The sequence below is a fragment of the Streptomyces sp. NPDC127084 genome (assembly GCF_042724175.1).
Classification (GTDB): domain Bacteria; phylum Actinomycetota; class Actinomycetes; order Streptomycetales; family Streptomycetaceae; genus Streptomyces.
Genome location: NZ_JBHXFA010000034.1, coordinates 32,432 through 52,559 on the forward strand (window position 1 = coordinate 32,432; position 20,128 = coordinate 52,559).

Annotated in this window: 19 protein-coding genes and 1 pseudogene; 11 read left to right on the forward strand and 9 right to left on the reverse strand. The window is 70.3% G+C overall.

Going from position 1 to position 20,128, the window contains the following annotated elements; genetic code table 11:
- Positions 1-82: 82 nt before the first annotated feature.
- Entirely contained in the window at positions 83-1,723 is a 1,641-nt protein-coding gene (locus tag ACFWI9_RS11100) for an ABC-F family ATP-binding cassette domain-containing protein (protein ID WP_387160758.1), read from the reverse strand.
- 268 nt (positions 1,724-1,991) lie between these two features.
- Positions 1,992-2,411 (reverse strand): SsgA family sporulation/cell division regulator, encoded by a 420-nt coding sequence (locus tag ACFWI9_RS11105; RefSeq protein ID WP_387160760.1) that lies wholly within the window; start codon positions 2,409-2,411, stop codon positions 1,992-1,994.
- Between the two features lie 181 nt (positions 2,412-2,592).
- Here ACFWI9_RS11105 and ACFWI9_RS11110 point away from each other — a divergent pair, with 181 nt between their 5' ends.
- On the forward strand, positions 2,593-3,702 hold the full coding sequence (locus ACFWI9_RS11110; RefSeq protein WP_387160762.1) for a WD40/YVTN/BNR-like repeat-containing protein: 1,110 nt from the start codon (positions 2,593-2,595) through the stop codon (positions 3,700-3,702).
- A gap of 244 nt (positions 3,703-3,946) precedes the next feature.
- On the opposite strand, the gene ACFWI9_RS11115 is transcribed toward ACFWI9_RS11110, so the two are convergent.
- Positions 3,947-4,252 (reverse strand): YciI family protein, encoded by a 306-nt coding sequence (locus ACFWI9_RS11115; protein ID WP_387160764.1) that lies wholly within the window; start codon positions 4,250-4,252, stop codon positions 3,947-3,949.
- A gap of 208 nt (positions 4,253-4,460) precedes the next feature.
- On the opposite strand from ACFWI9_RS11115, the gene ACFWI9_RS11120 reads away from it, so the two are divergent.
- Positions 4,461-5,141 carry an endonuclease V gene (locus ACFWI9_RS11120; RefSeq protein WP_387160766.1) on the forward strand — a complete coding sequence of 227 codons (681 nt, stop codon included), beginning with the start codon at positions 4,461-4,463 and terminating at the stop codon, positions 5,139-5,141.
- Between the two features lie 9 nt (positions 5,142-5,150).
- On the opposite strand, the gene ACFWI9_RS11125 is transcribed toward ACFWI9_RS11120, so the two are convergent.
- Both ACFWI9_RS11125 and ACFWI9_RS11130 read right to left on the reverse strand, forming a co-directional pair.
- The gene (locus ACFWI9_RS11125) at positions 5,151-5,645 is read right to left on the reverse strand and encodes a GNAT family N-acetyltransferase (protein WP_387160768.1); all 495 of its coding nucleotides are present in this window, start codon (positions 5,643-5,645) and stop codon (positions 5,151-5,153) included.
- A gap of 70 nt (positions 5,646-5,715) precedes the next feature.
- Positions 5,716-6,906, reverse strand: a complete 1,191-nt coding sequence (locus tag ACFWI9_RS11130) for a saccharopine dehydrogenase family protein (protein WP_387160770.1) — start codon at positions 6,904-6,906, stop codon at positions 5,716-5,718.
- 142 nt (positions 6,907-7,048) lie between these two features.
- Here ACFWI9_RS11130 and ACFWI9_RS11135 point away from each other — a divergent pair, with 142 nt between their 5' ends.
- The 5 genes from ACFWI9_RS11135 (at position 7,049) to ACFWI9_RS11155 (ending at position 13,505) form a co-directional block, all read left to right on the forward strand.
- Positions 7,049-7,435 (forward strand): MmcQ/YjbR family DNA-binding protein, encoded by a 387-nt coding sequence (locus ACFWI9_RS11135; protein ID WP_387160771.1) that lies wholly within the window; start codon positions 7,049-7,051, stop codon positions 7,433-7,435.
- Between the two features lie 130 nt (positions 7,436-7,565).
- Positions 7,566-8,720, forward strand: coding sequence for a CaiB/BaiF CoA transferase family protein (locus tag ACFWI9_RS11140; protein WP_387160773.1), 1,155 nt, complete (start codon positions 7,566-7,568; stop codon positions 8,718-8,720).
- A gap of 73 nt (positions 8,721-8,793) precedes the next feature.
- Positions 8,794-9,936, forward strand: a complete 1,143-nt coding sequence (locus tag ACFWI9_RS11145; protein ID WP_387160775.1) for an acyl-CoA dehydrogenase family protein — start codon at positions 8,794-8,796, stop codon at positions 9,934-9,936.
- A gap of 122 nt (positions 9,937-10,058) precedes the next feature.
- Positions 10,059-11,273 carry an acetyl-CoA C-acetyltransferase gene (locus tag ACFWI9_RS11150; protein ID WP_387160777.1) on the forward strand — a complete coding sequence of 405 codons (1,215 nt, stop codon included), beginning with the start codon at positions 10,059-10,061 and terminating at the stop codon, positions 11,271-11,273.
- Positions 11,274-11,324: 51 nt separating this feature from the next.
- A complete protein-coding gene (locus tag ACFWI9_RS11155; RefSeq protein WP_387160779.1) occupies positions 11,325-13,505 on the forward strand; it encodes a 3-hydroxyacyl-CoA dehydrogenase NAD-binding domain-containing protein in 2,181 nt (726 codons plus the stop codon).
- A gap of 77 nt (positions 13,506-13,582) precedes the next feature.
- Here ACFWI9_RS11155 and ACFWI9_RS11160 read toward each other — a convergent pair whose 3' ends face one another.
- The 3 genes and pseudogenes from ACFWI9_RS11160 to ACFWI9_RS11170 all read right to left on the reverse strand — a co-directional run.
- Positions 13,583-14,185, reverse strand: coding sequence for a hypothetical protein (locus ACFWI9_RS11160; RefSeq protein ID WP_387160782.1), 603 nt, complete (start codon positions 14,183-14,185; stop codon positions 13,583-13,585).
- Between the two features lie 55 nt (positions 14,186-14,240).
- Positions 14,241-15,023, reverse strand: coding sequence for a MerR family transcriptional regulator (locus tag ACFWI9_RS11165; protein ID WP_387160784.1), 783 nt, complete (start codon positions 15,021-15,023; stop codon positions 14,241-14,243).
- 209 nt (positions 15,024-15,232) lie between these two features.
- Positions 15,233-15,422: pseudogene (locus ACFWI9_RS11170) on the reverse strand (polysaccharide deacetylase family protein); the annotation flags it as partial.
- A 301-nt stretch (positions 15,423-15,723) separates the two neighbouring features.
- On the opposite strand from ACFWI9_RS11170, the gene ACFWI9_RS11175 reads away from it, so the two are divergent.
- The 3 genes from ACFWI9_RS11175 to ACFWI9_RS11185 all read left to right on the forward strand — a co-directional run bounded on the left by ACFWI9_RS11175 (position 15,724) and on the right by ACFWI9_RS11185 (position 17,711).
- A complete protein-coding gene (locus ACFWI9_RS11175; protein ID WP_387160786.1) occupies positions 15,724-16,545 on the forward strand; it encodes a class I SAM-dependent methyltransferase in 822 nt (273 codons plus the stop codon).
- 185 nt (positions 16,546-16,730) lie between these two features.
- Positions 16,731-17,210: a macro domain-containing protein gene (locus tag ACFWI9_RS11180; protein ID WP_387160787.1), complete on the forward strand. Its 480-nt coding sequence runs from the start codon at positions 16,731-16,733 to the stop codon at positions 17,208-17,210.
- Positions 17,211-17,264: 54 nt separating this feature from the next.
- A complete protein-coding gene (locus ACFWI9_RS11185; protein WP_387160790.1) occupies positions 17,265-17,711 on the forward strand; it encodes a hypothetical protein in 447 nt (148 codons plus the stop codon).
- An 82-nt stretch (positions 17,712-17,793) separates the two neighbouring features.
- On the opposite strand, the gene sph is transcribed toward ACFWI9_RS11185, so the two are convergent.
- Complete coding sequence (gene sph, locus ACFWI9_RS11190) at positions 17,794-18,789, reverse strand: sphingomyelin phosphodiesterase (protein ID WP_387160791.1); 996 nt, start codon at positions 18,787-18,789, stop codon at positions 17,794-17,796.
- 274 nt (positions 18,790-19,063) lie between these two features.
- Here sph and ACFWI9_RS11195 point away from each other — a divergent pair, with 274 nt between their 5' ends.
- The gene (locus tag ACFWI9_RS11195) at positions 19,064-19,951 is read left to right on the forward strand and encodes an oxygenase MpaB family protein (RefSeq protein WP_387160793.1); all 888 of its coding nucleotides are present in this window, start codon (positions 19,064-19,066) and stop codon (positions 19,949-19,951) included.
- The last annotated feature ends 177 nt before the right edge of the window (positions 19,952-20,128 follow it).

Below are 20,128 nucleotides of genomic sequence, written 5' to 3' on the forward strand. Positions count from 1 at the left end.
GTTCCGCTCCCACGGCGCCTGTCGCCTGTCGCCCGTCGTGCGGCAACGGCGTGTCGCGGCGCGGTATCGCGCGGCCACGCCGCTATCGCGTATCCACGGCCGCCCACACCTCCTCCCGCGTCGTGGACCGCAGCTCGCCGTCGAGCAGCAGCCAGCGAGTGATCCCGATGGCGTCCAGGAACCGCACGTCATGGCTGGCCACGATCAGCGCGCCCTCGTACGCCTCCAGCGCCGCCGTCAGGCTCCTGGCACTGGCCATGTCCAGATTGTTCGTCGGCTCGTCCAGCATCAGCAGCTGCGGGGCCGGTTCCGCGAGCAGCAGTGCGGCCAGCGCGGCACGGAAGCGCTCGCCACCTGACAGCGTCCCCGCGGCGCGGTCCGCTCGCGCCCCCTTGAACAGGAACCGCGCGAGGCGTGCCCGGATGGCGTTGTCCGTCGCCGCGGGGGCGAAGCGGGCGACGTTCTCGGCCACGCTCAGGTCGTCGGCGAGCACATCCAGCCGCTGCGGGAGGAACCGCCATGGCACCTGTGTCTCCACCTCGCCGGCGACCGGGGCGAGTTCTCCGGCGATCGTGCGCAGCAGGGTCGTCTTTCCCGCACCGTTGCCGCCTACGAGGGCGATACGCTCCGGGCCGCGCAGTTCGAACGCACCTGCGACACGGGCGCCGTACGCGAGCCGCACATCGCTCAACCGAAGCACCTCCCTGCCCTGGTGCACCTTGGTGTACGGCAGTTCGATACGGATCTCGTCGTCGTCGCGTACCGCGTCCACCGCCTCGGCGAGCCGGGCTTTCGCCTCGTCGAGCTTCTCGGTGTGCATGATGCGGTGCTTGCCCGCGGACACCTGGGCCTGCCGCTTCCGCTCTCCCATCACGACCTTGGGCTCGCGTTTGCTGTCGTACATCTTCTGCCCGTAGCGCTTGCGGCGGGCCAGCTTGACGCGAGCGTCTGACAACTCCCTCTTCTGACGCTGTACATCGGCCTCCGCGACCCGGACCATGCGCTCGGCCGCCTGCTGTTCCACGGCCAGGGCCTGCTCGTAGTCGGAATAGCCGCCGCCGTACCAGGCGACCTCGCCCTCGCGCAGATCGCCGATCTGGTCGACCCGTTCGAGGAGGTCCCGGTCATGGCTGACCACGACCATCACTCCGGACCAGCTCTCCACCGCCTCGTACAGCCGGGCGCGTGCGTACAGGTCCAGGTTGTTGGTGGGCTCGTCCAGCAACAGCACATCCGGACGGGCCAGCAGCAGGGCCGCCAGCCGCAGCATGACGCTTTCACCACCCGACAGCTCACCGACGGTCCGGTCGAGACCGACATGGCCCAGCCCCAGCCGACCGAGCGTGGCGTGTGCCCGCTCCTCCACGTCCCAGTCGTCGCCGACGGTCGTGAAGTGCTCCTCGCGGACATCGCCGGACTCGATGGAGCGCAGGGCGAACCGGGTGGCAGAGATCCCGAGTGCCTCGTCAACGGGCAGCGCCGTGTCGAGCACCAGGTTCTGCGGCAGATAGCCGACCTTGCCGGTCACCCGCACAGAGCCTTCGGCGGGGACGAGTTCACCCGCGAGCAGCCGCAGCAGTGTTGACTTCCCGGAGCCGTTGAGCCCGATCAGCCCGCTCCTGCCAGGGCCGGCGGTGAGATGGAAGTCCTCGAACACGGGGGTGCCGTCCGGCCAGGAGAAGGACAGCGCGGTGCAGGTGACGGACGTGAAGGAAGTAGACATACGGGTCTCCCTGTTGCGGGGAAGTTCGGGTGGGCAACGGGTGAGACACCGGTCGGGGCAACGCGGAAACCCTGGTCCGGAGAATTCGGGACGATACGCTCGTACGCCGAGGTCGCACACGGCACGCGAGCCCGACAGGGCCGCGTCGCACGGTGTCTCAAGACCTCAGACGAGCAATGTCCTTCTCCGATCAGCGACAACAGGGACAAGAGAGAAGCTAGGCCCGCGGGGGCGGTCGGGCAACCGAATTAACGGCGGGGTCGGCGGATCAAACGGTGCCGCCGCCCATCAGTTCGGCGAGGTCCCCGTCGAGGTCGAGGAACAGGTGCTCATGGCCCTGCGGGACCATCCCGTCGATCCGCTCCAGGAACGTGCGCAGCTCAGAGGTGCGGATGTGCACTACCGCGGTGCCCTCGGGAGCGTGGAACTCCACCACGGTCCGGTCGTACCCGTACGGCCGCACCCGTACGTCGCCCACACCGGCGGGTTCCTCCATCCCCGCGGCGAGCAGTTCACGCGAGAAAGCCCAGGACACCTCGGTGCCCTCCAGGGTCGCCGGGGCGGGGAACTCCATGCTGACGGCGAACGGATCCGCCCGGTCGTAGCGAAGGGTGGTGGGCACGGACTCCATCTTCGGGGCCGACGCGACCAGCCGGGCCTGCACGGCCTGCTCGATGATGCTGGACAAGTCCTGCTTCCTCTCGTCATTGCGGCGCGGCGACGCCTCTTCGCGCTCAGGAAGACGACGAACGGCTGAAATTCGTGCATCGGCCGTGCGAGGTCGGCCGCGTGAGCTGCGTCACCGGCCCGGCCCCCGGTCGCCGAGGCGGTCTGGACCCGCCGCCTCCGGTGGACTACGTTCGCGCGCCATGACCTCACTGGGGAAGACGCGACGCACGATTTCCATGGGACTCTGCGGTGCGGCGCTGGCGGCCGTCCTCGCCGCACCGTCACCGGCGCAGGCGGCAGCCGCCCCCGCCCCGGCACACTGGGAGCTGGGCCAGACCGGTACGGACGCGCGCTTCCGGGGACTTGCCGCGGTCAGCCGGAACACCGCCTGGGCGGCGGGGTCCAAAGGCACGGTTCTGCGCACCACCGACGGCGGCCGCAGCTGGCGGAATGTCTCTCCGCCCGGCGCGGGCGAGCTGGAGTTCCGGGATGTCGAGGCGTTCGACGGCAGGCGCGCCGTGGTTCTGGCCATCGGTGAGGGCGAGGCCTCCCGGGTGCTGCGTACCAGCGACGGAGGCGCCACCTGGACCGAGTCGTTCCGCAACACCGACCCCAAGGCGTTCTACGACTGCCTCACCTTCTTCGACCACCGCCACGGTCTCGCCATGAGCGACCCCGTCGACGGCAAGTACCGGATCCTGTCCACCGGCGACGGCGGGAAGTCCTGGAAGGTGCTGCCCAGCGCCGGGATGCCCGTCGCCCAGCCGGGCGAGGCGGGATTCGCGGCCGGCGGCCAGTGCCTGGTGAGTTCGGGACCGAGGGACGTCTGGCTGGCCACCGGAGGCGGGCCCACCGCACGTGTGCTCCACTCCGCCGACCGCGGACTGAACTGGAGCGTGTCGGAGTCCACGATCCCGGCCGGTGACCCGGCACGCGGGGTCTTCGCCCTGGCCTTCCGCGACCGCTCGCACGGCCTCGCGGTCGGCGGCGACTACCGCACCGGCCAGGCATCGCCACAGGCGGGCGCGGTGACCGGGGACGGGGGTCGCAGTTGGCGGCAGGCGGCCACGCCCCCCGCGGCGTACCGCTCGGGCGTCGCCTGGCTCCCGCACAGCCGCTCCGCGGCCCTCGCGGTCGGCCCCACGGGGACGGACTTGACGACTGACGGCGGCCGCACCTGGCGCACCGTCGACACCGGTTCCTTTGACACGATCGACTGCACGCCGGACTTCGGCTGCTGGGCGTCGGGTGAGAAGGGCAGGGTCGCCAGGCTGGAACCGGGGCGTCCGGAGGCCGCCGACGGGCAGTAGGCAGTATGCCGGGGCTCGGCGTGAACACGGCTGCGCGCCGGGGTGCGGCGGGCAGCCCCGGCCCCCCGGTGGTCCTACAGCCCGCTGCCCGGCCGACTTGCCGTCCCATCTCAGGCGCGCGCCTGCTCGCCGGGCCCTCCCACGGCCCAGCGGTGGCGCCGGACGACGAACGGGACCGGCGGTCGCCGCCGCACGCGCCCGAGCCCCGCTCCCCGGTGGCCTACCGCGCCATCGGGGACAGCCCTCAGGCCGTACCCGGGAGTTGCTGCCGGTACGGCGCGAGCTCCGGTGCGGTCTTTGTCGCGTAGAACTCCGTGACGCGGTACTCACCCACCCCGCCGCTGATGAAGGGATCGGCCCGGATCAGCTCCTCGACCCGTGCACGGTCGTCCCCGACGGCCAGCAGCACCCCGCCGTCACGAGGGTTCTTGCGGCCGGAGGCGATGACGACACCGTCCCGGTACAGGGCGTCGAGCCACTCCACATGCGCGGCGAGCAACTCGTCCACCCGCTCGACGGGCGCGATATAGGTCAGTTCCAGAACGAACATGATCGGCAGCCTACCCGCGTGCGGCGGGTTCGCCGTGAGGCGTCGGTGTTCACGCCGTCTCCGCCGAGGCGCAGCGGAGACGGCTAAGGTCAGATGCCTTGTCCCCCGCGTCGGAGTTGGGATCACCGTGTCGACAGGGGGGCCCATGCACCGGACGCTGCTCCTTGACGGGCAAACCTTGCCTGACGCGGCACTAGGCTCGGGGATCATGACCACCCTGAGGACACCAGCCGACGAGACCGAGGCACGCGCCATCCAGGACGAGCTGCGCGCCCGTGTCGTGCTCGATGAGCCCGGCCCACCGCCCGGCAGCGGACTGGTCACCGGGGTGGACGTGGCCTACGACGACGAGCGTGATGTCGTCGTGGCGGCTGCCGTGGTGCTCGACGCAGGCAGTCTCGCGGTGGTCGAGGAGGCCATCGCGACCGGCCGGGTCGACTTCCCCTATGTACCGGGCCTGCTCGCCTTCCGCGAGGTGCCGACCGTGCTGGCAGCTCTGGAGTCGCTGAGGAGGGCGCCCGGCCTCGTGGTCTGCGACGGCTACGGCCGCGCCCATCCGCGCCGCTTCGGGCTGGCCAGCCATCTCGGCGTGCTGACGGACCTGCCCGTGATCGGAGTCGCCAAGAACCCGTTCACCTTCGCTGCCGCCGACCCGGGCCCCCGGCGCGGCGACAGCTCGCCGCTGCTCGCGGACGACGGCGACGAACTCGGCCGGGCGCTGCGCACCCAGGACGGTGTCAAACCGGTCTACGTGTCCGTCGGGCACCGCGTCTCGCTGGACAACGCCTGCGCCCATACGCTCGCCCTGGCACGGGACTTCCGGCTTCCCGAGTCGACGCGGCGGGCGGACGCGCTGTGCCGCCGCGCCCTGCGCGAGGCGACGGCGTGAGCGGCCGCGTCACGGTGTAGGAGGCTGGGCGACTCCGCCCAGTTCGAGCTCCCCGACGGTCTCACCATCGCTCGTCTCGCCGGTCGGCCGGAATCCGAGCCTCAGATAGAACGCTTCGGGGCCGTCCTCGCCGGGATGCCAGGTGGTGGTGAGGCGGCTGCCGCCGCGCCGGCGGATCTCGGCCGCGACGGACTCGACCGCGAAGCGCCCGTAGCCGCGGCCCTGTTCACCGGCCGCGATGTTCAGCCGCCAGAGCCCCGAGCGGACGTCGGTGCCCGCTCCGTCACCGGCCCAGTCGGTGTCGAAGAAGGCCATCAGGAACCCGACCGCACGGTCGCCGTCGACGATAAGCCGGGGCCAGGCGGTCCCCGGGTGCACATAGGCCTCGGCGAGCGACTTCACCACCGGTGCGACCCGGTGCTCCTGGTCCGGGCGCACCCGGATGCCGACAGCGGTGTCGAGGTTGTCGGCGGTGATCTTCTCCAGCCGCGGTCCAGTCGTCATGCCCTCACGATAGGGAGGTGGATCAAGTGGGTTTCCGCGCACCGCGTCGCCCGCTCACCAGCGGCAGTCCTCAGCGCAGATCGGCTACCCGGAACACGATTCCCGCCGCGCGCAGCCGTTCCAGCAGCGCGTCGCCCATCGCGACGGCCGTGGTGACCTGGCCCGCGGTCGGCGGCAGATCGTCGAACGCGAGGCTGAGCACGGACTCGGCCAGGATCTTCGCCGTCTCGCCGTAGCCCGGATCGCCGCCCGAGACCTCGGTGAAGACCCGCCGCCCGCCGCCTTCGCCGACGAAACGGAGCTGGAACCAGCTCCGCTCCCGGCGTTCGGCGCTGGGGCCGCGTCCAGGCTCGTAGCGGTTCATCAGCCAGGTACGGGCGGGTGGAAGCTGAGCGAGCGCCGCGAAGGCACCGAGTGCGGCAGGGGCGGCGATCGCCATCGGCAGCGTCTTGACCGAGGCGTAGTGCCGGTACCGGAAGTCGGGGCCGTACCGGCCAAGCTGCCGCGCCGAACGGGTCACGATCTGCGGGTCCAGGGTGGGCAGCGGCAGTGCCCAGGTGCCGGTCGCCTTGCTGAACCGGGGCACGGCGAACGGGGCCGCGGCCCTGCGGCCCACCAGCCGGGGCTCGTGCAGCCGCCGCTCCCTCGCGGCCCGCAGGGCGTGGCGCTGGCGCCCCGTCGCGGTGATCGCCGAGGCGAGGGTGCCGCCGGAGATCAGGCCTCCCGCGCGTACGAAGCCGTCCACCCGCAGAGGTACGTCCTCGGGTAGCTGCTGAACCGTGAAATACGCGCCCAGATCGTGGGGTACCGAGTCGAAACCACACGCATGGATGATCCTGGCCCCGGTCTCGCGAGCCCTGGCGTCATGCCGTACGAACATCGTGTCCACGAACTCGGGTTCGCCCGTGAGATCCGCGTAGTCCGTTCCCGCTTCGGCGCAGGCGGCCACCAGCGGCTCCCCGTACCAGACATAGGGGCCCACGGTGGTGGCCACCACGTGCGTGGACTCGGCGAGCTCGCGCAGCGCCACCGGATCGGAGGCGTCGGCGACGATCAGCGGCAGGTCCGCGCAGCCGGGGTGGTCGGCCGTGAGCCGCTCACGCAGCTGCTCCAGCTTGGCCCGGCTGCGACCGGCGACGGCCCAGCGGCAGCCCTGCGGCGCGTGCGCGGCGAGGTATTCCGCGGTGAGCGTGCCGACAAAGCCGGTGGCTCCGAAGAGCACGATGTCATACGGCCGGTCCGGTCCGTTCTGCCTGTCCACGCTGACCCCTTCAGCTCCTGCTCCGGGCCCCGGCCGGTCGATCCGGCGGGCTGACCGGCCGGACACGGGGCCGTGCCCCGCGCCGATGCCGATGGGCGAGGCTAGCGTGGGCCGTGCACATCCGTGCGACCGGGAGGACCAGATGGCGGCACCACCGAAGGCGGCGATGGCGAAATGGGAGAAGGTGCGGTCCTTTGCCCTGGGTCTGCCCGGCGCCACCGAGGAGTTTCCCTGGGGGGAGACCGTGGCGAAGGTCAATAAGAAGGTCTTCGTCTTCATGGGTGTGACCGACGGAAGTCATCCGCTGGGCGTCGGAGTGAAGCTGAAGGATGAGGCGGCGCACGCGCACGCCCTGTCCTGCCCCGGCGCGCAGCCGTCCGGCTACGGCCTCGGCAAGGCGGGCTGGGTGCAGATCCCGCTGGCGGAGAAGGGTGCTCCTCCAGTCGATGTGCTGTGCGACTGGGTGGAGGAGAGCTATCGGGCGATCGCTCCGAAGAAGCTGATCGCGCAGCTCGACACGGTCGGCTGAACCTCCGGGGCCCGGTGCTGCGGCGCGCGAAGAAACCAAGCGCTTGCTCGCCTCAGGGGCTTGTGCGGAGTGGAACACGTTCTTAACATCACTGATGTTACATCAGTTGTGTCATAGTGCTGGGGGCTTGATGGCAGCCACAGAGAACGGTCCGCGGAGCGGTCCGCTCGCGGGAGTGCGCGTGGTCGAATTGGCCGGTATCGGGCCGGGTCCGTTCGCCGCGATGCTCCTCGCCGACCTCGGCGCCGATGTCGTAAGAGTCGACCGCCCCGGTGGTGCCGGACTCTCCATCGACCCGGCGTACGACCTCACGAACCGCAACAAAAGGTCCGTACTGATCGACCTCAAGTCGGACGGCGGCGCCGAGCGGGTGCTCGATCTGGTCGAGCGAGCCGATGTACTGATCGAGGGCTACCGCCCGGGTGTCGCCGAGCGCCTCGGTGTCGGGCCCGAGGAGTGCCACGCCCGCAACCCCAAGCTGGTGTACGGCCGGATGACCGGCTGGGGTCAGGACGGGCCGCTCGCCCAGCACGCCGGACATGACATCTCGTACATCGCCATCACCGGCGCACTCGGCATGATCGGCAAACCGGACGAACCGCCCGCCGTGCCCGCCAACCTCGTGGGCGACTACGCCGGTGGTTCCCTCTACCTCGTCATCGGTGTACTGGCCGCGCTCCAGCACGCCGGTACCCCCGGCGGATCGGGACAGGTGGTGGACGCCGCGATCGTCGACGGCACCGCCCATCTCACCACCATGATCCACGGGATGATCGCGGCGGGTGGCTGGCAGGACCGGCGCGGCAGCAACCTCCTCGACGGCGGCTGCCCCTTCTACGGGAACTACCAGACCGCCGACGACCAGTACATGGCCGTCGGCGCCCTTGAGCAGCAGTTCTACGACCAGTTCATCGAGCTGCTCGGGCTGACCGGCCAAGTCCCCGCCCGCAAGGACTTCGACAGCTGGGGCGAGCTGCGCGCCGCCGTCGCCGCCCGCTTCCGCACCAGGACCCGGGAGGAGTGGACCGCGGTCTTCGAGGGCTCGGATGCCTGTGTGGCGCCCGTGCTCTCCCTGCGCGAGGCACCGGGCCATCCGCACCTCTCGGCCCGCGGCACCTTCACCGAACACGGGGGCATCACCCAGCCCGCCCCGGCACCCCGGTTCTCCGCCACCCCCGGCGAGGTGCGCCGGCGCCCTGCCCAGCCGGGTGCGGACGCCGAGGAGGTCGCGCGCGACTGGGACGTACCGAGCGTCCTGCGCGAGGGTCGGGGCGAGGCCCGCTGATGACCATGCCGAGAGCCCGGCTGATGACACTCACACAACCGAAAGCGGACCTGGTGGAACTGGGGGCAGTGCGATGAAGCGGCAGATCTACGGCACCGAACACGAGGCGTTCCGGGAGACGGTCCGGACCTTCCTCGCCAAGGAGGTGCTGCCCCACTACGAGCAGTGGGAGCAGGACGGCATCGTCTCGCGCACCGCCTGGCTGGCCGCGGGCAAGCAGGGACTGCTCGGTCTCGCCGTACCCGAGGAGTACGGAGGCGGCGGGAACCCGGACTACCGCTACAGCGCCGTACTCGGCGAGGAATTCACCCGGGCCGGGGTTTCGGGGCTCGCCGTGGGCCTGCACAACGACATCATCGGGCCGTACCTCACCTCGCTCGCCACCGACGAGCAGAAGCGGCGCTGGCTCCCGGGCTTCTGCACCGGCGAGATCATCACGGCCATCGCCATGACCGAGCCGGGCGCCGGCTCCGACCTCCAGGGCATCCGCACCACCGCCGAGGACCGCGGCGACCACTGGCTGCTGAACGGCTCCAAGACCTTCATCTCCAACGGGATCCTTGCCGACCTGGTGATCGTCGTGGCCAAGACCACCCCCGAGGGCGGCGCCAAGGGGCTGTCCCTGATGGTCGTGGAGCGCGGTATGGAGGGCTTCGAGCGGGGCCGCAACCTCGACAAGATCGGCCAGAAGGCACAGGACACCGCCGAACTGTTCTTCAACGACGTACGGGTCCCCAAGGAGAACCTCCTCGGCGAGCTCAACGGCGCCTTCATCCATCTGATGACCAATCTCGCGCAGGAGCGGCTGAACATCGGCGTCGCCGGGATCACCGCCGCAGAGAACCTGCTGGAGATCACCAAGCAGTATGTGAAGGAGCGCGAGGCCTTCGGACGGCCGCTGGCGAAGCTCCAGCACATCCGCTTCGAGATCGCCGAGATGGCGACGGAATGCGCCGTCACCCGGGCGTTCCTGGACCGCTGCATCGTCGACCACTCCAACGGGGAACTCGACGCGGTGCACGCGTCGATGGCCAAGTGGTGGGCCAGCGAGTTGCAGAAGCGGGTCGCCGACCGCTGCCTCCAGCTGCACGGCGGATACGGCTATATGACCGAGTACCGCGTCGCGAAGGCGTTCACGGACGGCCGTATCCAGACCATCTACGGCGGCACCACCGAGATCATGAAGGAGATCATCGGCCGTTCGCTGCTCGCCTGACCGCTGTGTCACGCCGCCCGGCACCCGTATCCCCTGAAGACCGATCACCCTCACCACCCACCCTCACCACCCTCGACCGCCCCGACTGCGCACCCCGCACTCGTGATGCGAAAGGCTCTGTCTTGAGTACCGAAGCGTTTGTGTACGACGCGATCCGCACCCCGCGCGGACGCGGCAAGGCCAATGGCGCCCTGCACGGCACCAAGCCGATCGACCTCGTCGTCGGACTGATCCACGAGATCCAGGCCCGTTTCCCGTCGCTGGACCCCGCCGCCATCGACGACATCGTGCTCGGTGTCGTCGGCCCGGTCGGCGACCAGGGCTCCGACATCGCCCGGATCGCGGCCATCGCGGCCGGACTGCCCGACACCGTCGCGGGTGTCCAGGAGAACCGCTTCTGCGCCTCAGGCCTGGAAGCCGTCAACATGGCCGCGATGAAGGTCCGCTCCGGCTGGGAGGACCTGGTGCTCGCCGGCGGCGTCGAGTCGATGTCCCGCGTCCCGATGGCCTCGGACGGCGGCGCCTGGTTCGCCGACCCGATGACCAACTTCGAGACCAACTTCGCCCCCCAGGGCATCGGCGCCGACCTGATCGCCACCATCGGCGGCTTCACCCGCCGCGACGTGGACGAGTACGCCGCGCTCTCCCAGGAGCGAGCCGCCGAGGCCTGGAAGGACGGCCGCTTCGACCGCTCCGTCGTCCCGGTCAAGGACCGCAGCGGGCTGGTCGTCCTCGACCACGACGAGCACATGCGCCCCGGCACCACGGCGGACTCGCTGGCCTCGCTCAAGCCGTCGTTCGCGGCGATCGGCGAGATGGGCGGCTTTGACGCCGTCGCGCTCCAGGAGTACCACTGGGTCGAGAAGATCGACCACGTCCACCACGCAGGCAACTCCTCCGGCATCGTGGACGGCGCCTCGCTCGTCGCGATCGGCTCCAGGGAGGTCGGGGAGCGCTACGGGCTCCGGCCCCGCGCCCGGATCGTGTCCGCCGCGGTCTCCGGATCCGAGCCCACCATCATGCTCACCGGACCGGCGCCCGCCACCCGCAAGGCACTCGCGAAGGCCGGGCTGACCATCGACGACATCGACCTGGTCGAGATCAACGAGGCGTTCGCCGCGGTCGTCCTGCGCTTCGTCGAGGACATGGGGCTCTCCCTGGACAAGGTCAACGTCAACGGCGGAGCGATCGCTCTCGGCCACCCCCTGGGCGCCACCGGGGCGATGATCCTCGGCACGCTCATCGACGAGCTGGAGCGCCAGGACAAGCGCTACGGCCTGGCCACCCTGTGCGTCGGCGGCGGTATGGGCATCGCCACCATCGTCGAGCGCCTCTGAGTGTCCCGTCCCTCCCGCCCCCTGACCGTTCCCGCATACGGAGAAGCAGCAATGACCGCAACGCCGACGAGCTCCACCATCCGCTGGGAGCAGGACGAGACCGGGGTCGTCACCCTCGTACTCGACGACCCCAACCAGTCCGCCAACACCATGAACCGGGCCTTCCAGGAGTCCATCCAGGCCATCGCCGACCGCGCGGAAGCCGAGAAGGACTCCATCCGCGGCATCATCGTCACATCCGCCAAGAAGATGTTCTTCGCGGGCGGTGACCTCAAGGACATGATCCAGGTCGGCCCCGAGCACGCACAGGAGACCTTCGACCGGGGCATGGGCATCAAGCGCGCCCTGCGCCGTATCGAGACCCTGGGCAAGCCGGTCGTCGCCGCCATCAACGGCACCGCGCTCGGCGGCGGCTACGAGATCGCCCTCGCCTGCCACCACAGGATCGCGCTCGACGCTCCCGGCTCAAAGATCGGCCTCCCCGAGGTGACGCTCGGCCTCCTCCCCGGCGGCGGCGGTGTCACCCGCACCGTGCGCCTCATGGGCATCGCCGACGCGCTGCTCAAGGTGCTCCTCCAGGGCACCCAGTACAACCCCGCGCGCGCCCTGGAGAACGGCCTTGTCCACGAGGTCGCCGCCACCACCGATGAGATGCTGGCCAAGGCGCACGCCTTCATCGACGCGCACCCCGAGTCCCAGCAGCCCTGGGACGTCAAGGGCTACAAGATCCCCGGCGGTACGCCTTCGAACCCGAAGTTCGCCGCCAACCTGCCCGCCTTCCCGGCCAACCTGAAGAAGCAGCTGAACGGCGCGCCCTACCCGGCTCCGCGCAACATCCTCGCGGCCGCCGTCGAGGGCTCCCAGGTGGACTTCGAGACGGCCCAGGTCATCGAGGGGCGCTACTTCACCGAGCTGCTCACCGGGCAGACGGCGAAGAACATGATCCAGGCGTTCTTCTTCGACCTCCAGGCCGTCAACTCCGGTGCCAGCCGTCCCAAGGGCATCGAACCGCGCAAGGTCCGCAAGGTGGCCGTGCTCGGCGCCGGGATGATGGGCGCCGGTATCGCGTACTCCTGCGCCAGGGCCGGGATCGAGGTCGTCCTCAAGGACGTCAGCGTCGATGCCGCCCAGCGCGGCAAGGACTACTCGGTGAAGCTGCTCGACAAGGCGCTGAGCCGTGGCCGCACCACCGAGGCCAAGCGCGACGAGCTGCTCGCCCGGATCACCCCGACCGGTGACCCGGCCGATCTCGCGGGCTGCGACGCGGTGATCGAGGCGGTCTTCGAGGACCCCGCGCTCAAGCACAAGGTGTTCCAGGAGATCCAGGAGATCGTGGAGCCGGACGCCCTGCTCTGCTCCAACACCTCCACGCTGCCGATCACCCTGCTCGCGGAGGGCGTGGACCGCCCGGCCGACTTCATCGGGCTGCACTTCTTCTCGCCCGTCGACAAGATGCCGCTGGTCGAGATCATCAAGGGCGAGCGGACCGGGGACGTGGCCCTTGCCCGTGCCTTCGACCTGGTGCGCCAGATCAACAAGACCCCGATCGTCGTCAACGATTCGCGCGGTTTCTTCACCTCGCGTGTCATCGGCCAGTTCATCAACGAGGGCGTGGCGATGGTCGGCGAGGGCGTCGAGCCCGCGTCGATCGAGCAGGCCGCGGCCCAGGCCGGATACCCGGCCAAGGTGCTGTCGCTGATGGACGAGCTGACGCTGACCCTGCCGCGCAAGATCCGCAACGAGTCCAGGCGGGCCGTCGAGGAGGCCGGCGGCACCTGGACCGGCCACCCCGCCGACGCCGTGATCGACCGCCTGGTCGACGAGTTCGGCCGCACCGGCCGCAGCGGCGGGGCCGGGTTCTACGACTACGCCGAAGGCAAGCGTGCCGGTCTGTGGCCGGGGCTGCGTGAGCACTTCGGCAAGCCGGGTGCGGACGTTCCGTTCAAGGACATGAAGGAGCGGATGCTCTTCTCCGAGGCGCTGGACACCGTCCGCTGCCTTGAGGAAGGCGTGCTGATCACGGTCGCCGACGCCAACATCGGTTCCATCATGGGCATCGGATTCCCGGCCTGGACGGGCGGTGTGCTCCAGTACATCAACGGCTACGAGGGCGGACTCCCGGGCTTCGTCGCCCGGGCGCGCGAGCTGGCGGCGACGTACGGCGAGCGCTTCGAGCCGCCCGCGCTGCTGGTGGACAAGGCGGAGAAGGGCGAGACCTTCATCGACGCCTGACCGTACCGACGCGACGCGTCACGAGGGACGGGTCCCGCCGCACCGGGGCCCGTCCCGCGCCTTGTACGGACCGTCCCTCAGAGCGCTGGACCGGGGTCCGGATCCGGGTCCGGATCGGGTATGCGCTCCAGAAGCTCGGCGAGGACATCCAGCCGAAGCGCCGCGCGATGCACGTCGGTAGCCGTGATGCTGCCCGCCGGAGGCGGCTGGAAGACCGGGCCCGGCGCCGCACCGAGTGCCGCCATCCGGTCGCGTATGCGCTGCTCGAACTCTTCCGGTGAGGTGTACGGGCAGACGATGTCCCGTGGCGAGAACACCGTCCAGGCCATCTCCTCCTCGTGCGTCGGTAGGGCGAACCACGCCACGCGGGTCACCGAGGCGTCAGGAAGCGGGAAACGCAGCGCGGCCATCGGACGCGCCCAGCGCTGGATGCCCCGCCGCAGCATCCCGCCGACCCCGTCGCTCTCCGGCCACGCGGCGGGCGGCACCACGCCGAGGTAGCCGACGCGCTTCACGGGGTCGGCCCTGCGGGCGTCCTCGGCCACCTCGTAGGACCACAGCTTCTGGTTCCACCGCCACAGACGTGGGGACGAGCTGACCCGGATCAGGGTCAGCTCCCAGTCCGGACGGTACGTCCGCATCACGTAGAGCCCACCGGGCTCAAGCTGCGAGAACCTCATGATGCTCCCCCTGGGCCCAGGCGTCCGCCTCGATCAGCGGCCGTCGCTCACGACACTAGAGGTCACCACTGACAACGGACCCTGTGCGCCGCCCGGAACGGGCCGGTTCGGTGCCGAAGGCCTCGCGCAGCTCCTGCCGCAGAGTGCGCTGGAAGGCCGTCACCAGGGCCTGGACCACCATCGGCTGCATATGGGCCGACAGCGACTTCATCGCGGCGACATGATCGTGGCCGGGGTCCGACTCCCGCTCCCGGTAGGGGCTCCACACCTCGTCCTGGAAGATACGGCTCATCTCGTGTGCGGCGGCGCGGGCGTGTTCGAGCAGGGCCGCACGGGCGGCCAGCAGCGTCTCGTGGGGGATGGGTGCGTCCAGCAGCTCGATCCCGAGCCTGAGCAGGGCGCCGTCCAGCCGGTACACATCGGGATCCGGTGTCCGGTCGAGCACCCCCATAGCCGCCAGCCTGCCGATGTCCTGGGCCGACAGGGCCCGCCCGGCGCGCTCCTCCAGATCTTGCCGGCACACCTCATCGGCGGACTCCGGCGCCCAGGACGCCACCAGCGCCCGGTGGATCGCCAGATCGCGCGCGCTGAGATCGGCCGGCAGCTGATCGACATAGCGCTCGATCGCCGCCAGCGTCATCCCCTGGTGCTGGAGCTCCTCGATCAGGGCCAGCCGGGAGAGATGGGCGGAACCATAGTGACCGACGCGGCGGGGGCCGATCACCGGCGGCGGCAGCAGCCCGCGGGTGCTGTAGAACCGGATGGTGCGCACGGTGACCCCCGCGCGGGCGGCCAGTTCATCGACGGTGAGCGTCGGCCCATCGGTCTCGGTCGCCATGGTCTCCCTCGTTCCGCGCACGTTCCGATGCGGGCAGGCGCGATGCGCGTGACCATGGTGAACCGGTGAGCACGGTGAATCGCAGCGAGCCGCAGTGAAACAGTATTGCTGTCTCACCAGTCTTGTGAAAGTGCCGGGAACGGGTTCGGGCGCTTGTCACCGACCACCCCGGTCGGCCGGTGAGCATTCCCTGTGTGGCCGGACGCTGCTCACGGCTTGTAGACCTCGCCCGGTTCGGCCTCGCCGGGCGCGAGGAGCTGGGGCACGGTCACGAAGGTGTAGCCCGTGCCTTCAGTTCCTTGATGATCCCCGGCACGGCCGGCACGGTCCCGTCGTAGATGTCACGTCGTTGGTACGCCCCTGCGGCGGACGCATCAGCGTCGGCCGGCGTCCGGTGAGATCGAGGGAAGCCCTGCCTCCCAGGCAAGATCGCCCGGGTCCCGCGCTAGATGTATTGATCACGAGTGTCAACAACGCTCGTGATCAATACACCTAGGCCAAGCTGAACTCGGCCTGTCTGGATGATGGGAACGGCGCGCCTCGGGCCTGTGTGCGGGCGCCGGTGCAGAATCGGTGCGGTGGTCTCGGGGCCAACCGGTACCCCCGTCGAGTGAGGAGGCCCGGCCATGAGGCGCGTCGACGTTCCGCCGGTCCCGCTTCCCGGGCTCGACGCCGCCGTCTGTGCCACGTCGGCGGCGATGTGACCCCCGTTCCGGACGAGGAGGCGCGGCAGGACGGCGGCTACGGCCGGACCGTCTTCCGCCCCGAAGCGGCGGGAGAAGGCACGCGCATCGACTTCGGCGCCCTCGCCTACGACGACATCACCATGGCGCGGCTGCGGGCACTCGGGGCCGGCCCGGGGTGGAGCTGCCTTGATGTGGGCGCCGGCACGGGTACGGTCTCCCGTCGGCTCCTGGACGAGACCGGCGTGACGAGCGTGCTCGCTGTGGACCGCGACGTACGGTTCCTCACCGAGCGGCCCGGGCTCGACGTGCTGGAAGCCGACGCCACCGCCCCAGACTTCGGCCCCGGCCGGTTCCGGCTCGTCCACGCGCGTTTCGTGCTGATGCACCTGCCTGAGCGCGACCGCATGATCGCCGCGCTGGCCGAACTCGTCGCGCCTGGTGGTGTGCTGGTGCTCAGCGACGCCGTCGACCTGACCAGCGGCGGCACTCCCGACACGCCGTACAGCGCGGTGATGCGGGCGATGTGGCAGGGTCTGCGGGCCACCATCGGCACCGATGTCTCCTGGGTGCCGTCGTACCCGCAGCGGCTACGGGGAGCGGGGCTCGTGCCCGTCGCCGCCGAGATCCATGTGCCTCCGCTGGTGCCGGGCAGTCCCATCAGCCGCTTCTGGGCGGACACATGGGAGCGGAGCCGAGCCGCGATGCTGGCCACCGGTCTGGTCGACGACGCCGACATCGACAGAGCCATCCGATACCTGGACTCCGACGAATGTGCCGCCCTGTCGGCAGGCATGCTCACCGCCTGGGGCTGGAAACCCGAAGACACTTCCCCATGACTTGCCCACCGCGCGCGGCCTCCGCGAACGGCACCGACCGCACGCCGACCCGGTCGAGCGGGCACCCGGCGGTGGTGCGCCGCCAGGCCGTGGAGCCCTGAGCAGCGAGTCCCGTCGAGTTGTCGGTGGTACTTCGTATGGTTGCGGTACGAAGTGGCCGAACGCGGTGACGGGGGGACACGGGGATGACGGGGATCACCTATGTGCGGGGCGACGCGACCATGCCGCACGGCAAGGGCGTCAAGGTCATCGCGCATGTCTGCAACGACCTGGGCGGCTGGGGCAAGGGCTTCGTCCTCGCGCTGTCCCGCCGCTGGCCGGAGCCGGAGACGGCCTATCGGCGCTGGCACCGGGGGCGGGCCGGCAACGACTTCGGGCTGGGGGCGGTGCAGCTCGTTCAGGTCGGTTCGTACACATGGGTGGCCAACATGGTGGGGCAGCGGGGGATACGGACGGGCAGCAAGGGTCCACCGGTCCGGTACGAGGCCATCGACACGGCACTCGGGAAGCTGGCCGACGCGACGGCCGGGCTCGGGGGCTCGGTCCACATGCCCCGTATCGGCTGCGGGCTCGCGGGTGGCACATGGGCGCGGGTGGAGCCGCTGATAGAGCGGCGCCTCGTGGCACGGGACATCGCCGTGACCGTCTACGACCACGAGGCGTAGGTACCGCTAGAGTGCGGGTGCTTGTTCGAATGTGCGCGAAGGGGGAGGCAGCGTATGAGCGCGCAACTGAGAGAGGTCGCTTCGGAGTTGGCCGACGTGCTGTGGCGTGAGCACACGGTGTACCGGGATCGGGCGGGGGGCGTGGTCATCCGGGGGGACCATGTGCAGCGCTGGATCAGTCTCGCGCCGAGCGCCGGCCGGGACGAGATACTCCTGCGTGCCGGACGGATCCTGGACGGTGGTACCACCGCGCCCGCGCGTTCGGAGGCGATCGCCAGTATTGCTGCGGGGACCGACGAGATCGCCGCGGTATGCCGCAGGCTGCTGGCCGAAGCTGCGGCGGACGCGGCGCCTCCCCTTTCGGTCGGGAAGCGGCCGCCCGTACCCACCCGGAAGCGGAGGGGCCGTCGGCACACCGGCATCGGCTCCTGGGTGGTCCTGCTGTGTGTGCTGGCCGCGGTGGGGTACTACGCCTACAGCGTGGCGCGCGCCTACCGCTAGCGCGCCCACCGGGCCTCGCGACCGCCGAACGCCCCTCCCGCCCGGGAGCGGAAGAGGCGCTTCACCACCGGTGTGCCACGGCCTAGGAAGCGGACCCCGTCACCGGATAGTGGTCCGACAAATTGCTGTACGTGTAACTCTTGCCCCAGCTGGTGACCGTCCAGGGCGTCGTCTGCTCCTTGACGACGTCGTTGTTCCAACCGGCCGGCTTGGCGTGGCCCGCGCGGTGCAGCACGTAGTCCAGGTCCTCGCGCGGGTCGTCCGGGTAGCGGTCGGCCGCGATGGAGTTGTCCTGGGTGTCGAAGGAGTACGGGTGCCCGGTGCGGGTGTCGGCGCCGACCAGCCCGGCGTCGCTGAGCATGGTGCCGTACTCGGAGGTGCGGGAGTCCACGTTGAAGTCACCGGCCACGATGACCTGCTCGGACGCCGGGATGTTCTTGCCGTCGAGGAAGGCGTCCATCGCCTTGAACTGACGGCTGCGCATCGTGGCCGCCTGACCGGAGGAGCAGCCCGGGTCCGTGGACTGCGCGTGTGTGCCGACCATATGCACCTTTGCGCCGTTGACGTTCAGGACGACGTAGACGAAGCCCTTGTTGGACCACCAGTCGGCACCGCACGCGTCCTTGTAGACGTACTGCTCCTTGCGGAGGATCGGCCACTTGCTGAGCACCGTGACACCGCCGTCCTCCGGTGTCGTGGACGAGTACGAACCGCCGGTCGCGTCCCAGCCGCTCTTGGAACGGCCCATCACCGGGGTCTGGTACGGGTACTGCGTCGCCGCGTTCCGCATCAGGGCCTCGGAGGAGGAGTTGTCGAACGCCTCCTGGAGTACGACGACGTCGTGGCCCTGGAAGAAGGACGCCGTGGGGATCGCCTTGGCACGGTGGTCCTGGCCCCAGTTCGGGTACAGGTTCTTGCTGAACAGGAAGGCGTTGTACGTCAGCACCTTCATGGCGGGCGTCGCGTCCGCGGCTCCGGCGGCGGCATCGGCCGAGGGGGTGGCCGCGGCCAGAGCGACGGCCGTGAGAGCCGTGGAGAGAGCAGCGCCGCAGGCACGGCGAAGCGGGGAATGCGCCACATGAACTCCCGTTTGTGGGGTGGGGGTTTCGGCTGGGAATCAGACCAGCGCGCCACATCCAATCAGCGGCGGTTACTTCGGGGTAGCCTTCAGGCGCCGGATTTCTTACGGAAGCCTCTCGACTGAGCAAACTTGTCGGACAACTGCGGACAGTCCTGAGCGGGGCGGCTGTGCGCACCGTGTGATCGCATACTGGGACCAGGGGGCAGGGCCCATGGGCTCCGCCCAGGAATTCCACAACTCTGACAACTCCGACGACTCTGGGAGGCCCGGGATGCGCGGATCGGACGACCCGGTGCCCCCGCCCGTCGGTGGGATGCTGTGGAGCCTGACGGGGGACATCCGAGGCCTGCTGATGCTGCCGGCGGCCCTGACCATGCAGGTCGCACACCCCGCCGTCGGCGCCGGAGTGGACGAGCACTCCGTCTTCCGTACCGACCCCTGGGGACGGGGGGAGCGTTCCCTGCGCTCACTCCAGCTATGGGTGTACGGCGGTGCGGCGGCAGCCGAGGAGGGCCGGAGACTGCGCGCGCTGCACCGGACCATCCAGGGCACCGACAGCCGGGGCCGCCGCTACCACGCGCTCAGTCCGGAGAACTACGCCTGGGTCCACGCCACCGGCTTCCCCGTCTACCAGTACGCCTGCCGCTATCTGTACCGTCCGCTCACCAGCGAGCAGGAGCGGCAGCTCTACGCGGAGTGGCTCCAGGTGGGCCGGGTCCTCGGCATCCACGACCGGGACATGCCCGGCACCATCGAGGAGTTCTGGCCCTACTACCGCAAGATCCTCGCCGATGAGCTCGAAGCCACCGCCGTGGTCCAGGACCTGGTGGCGACCGACCGGCCCGTTCCGGCGCCGGACCGGGGACCACTCCCGCTTCGGCTGCTGCTGAAGCGATGCTGGCCGGTGCTGATGCCGTTGTTCGTACGCTTCCGGCGCTTCGTCACCATCGGGTTGATGCCGCCTGACGCCCGTGCCGCGATAGGGCTGCCATGGACGAGCCGCCAGGAGCGCCGACTGCGCCGCCTCGGCCGTGTCGTACGGGCCGTGGTCCCTGTACTGCCCGAGCGGCTGCGGTATCTCCCGCTCGCCCGTGCGGCACGCGAAGCGGCTCGCGAATCGCCAGGACCGGCGCGTCCGCACGGACGCAGGGTGCTGTAGGTCCCGTCCGGGCTGATCCTCGAAGATCGCCCGGACAGGACCTGCGTACCTGCCCAGGGCGGAGTCCGGGTGCGCGACCCGGAGCCCGTAGCTGAGCGCCATGACGTGGACGACGGGCCCGCCGTCGTCGCGGGGGGGGGGGGGGGGGCGCCGCCCCCCCGCCCGCGCCCCGCCCAC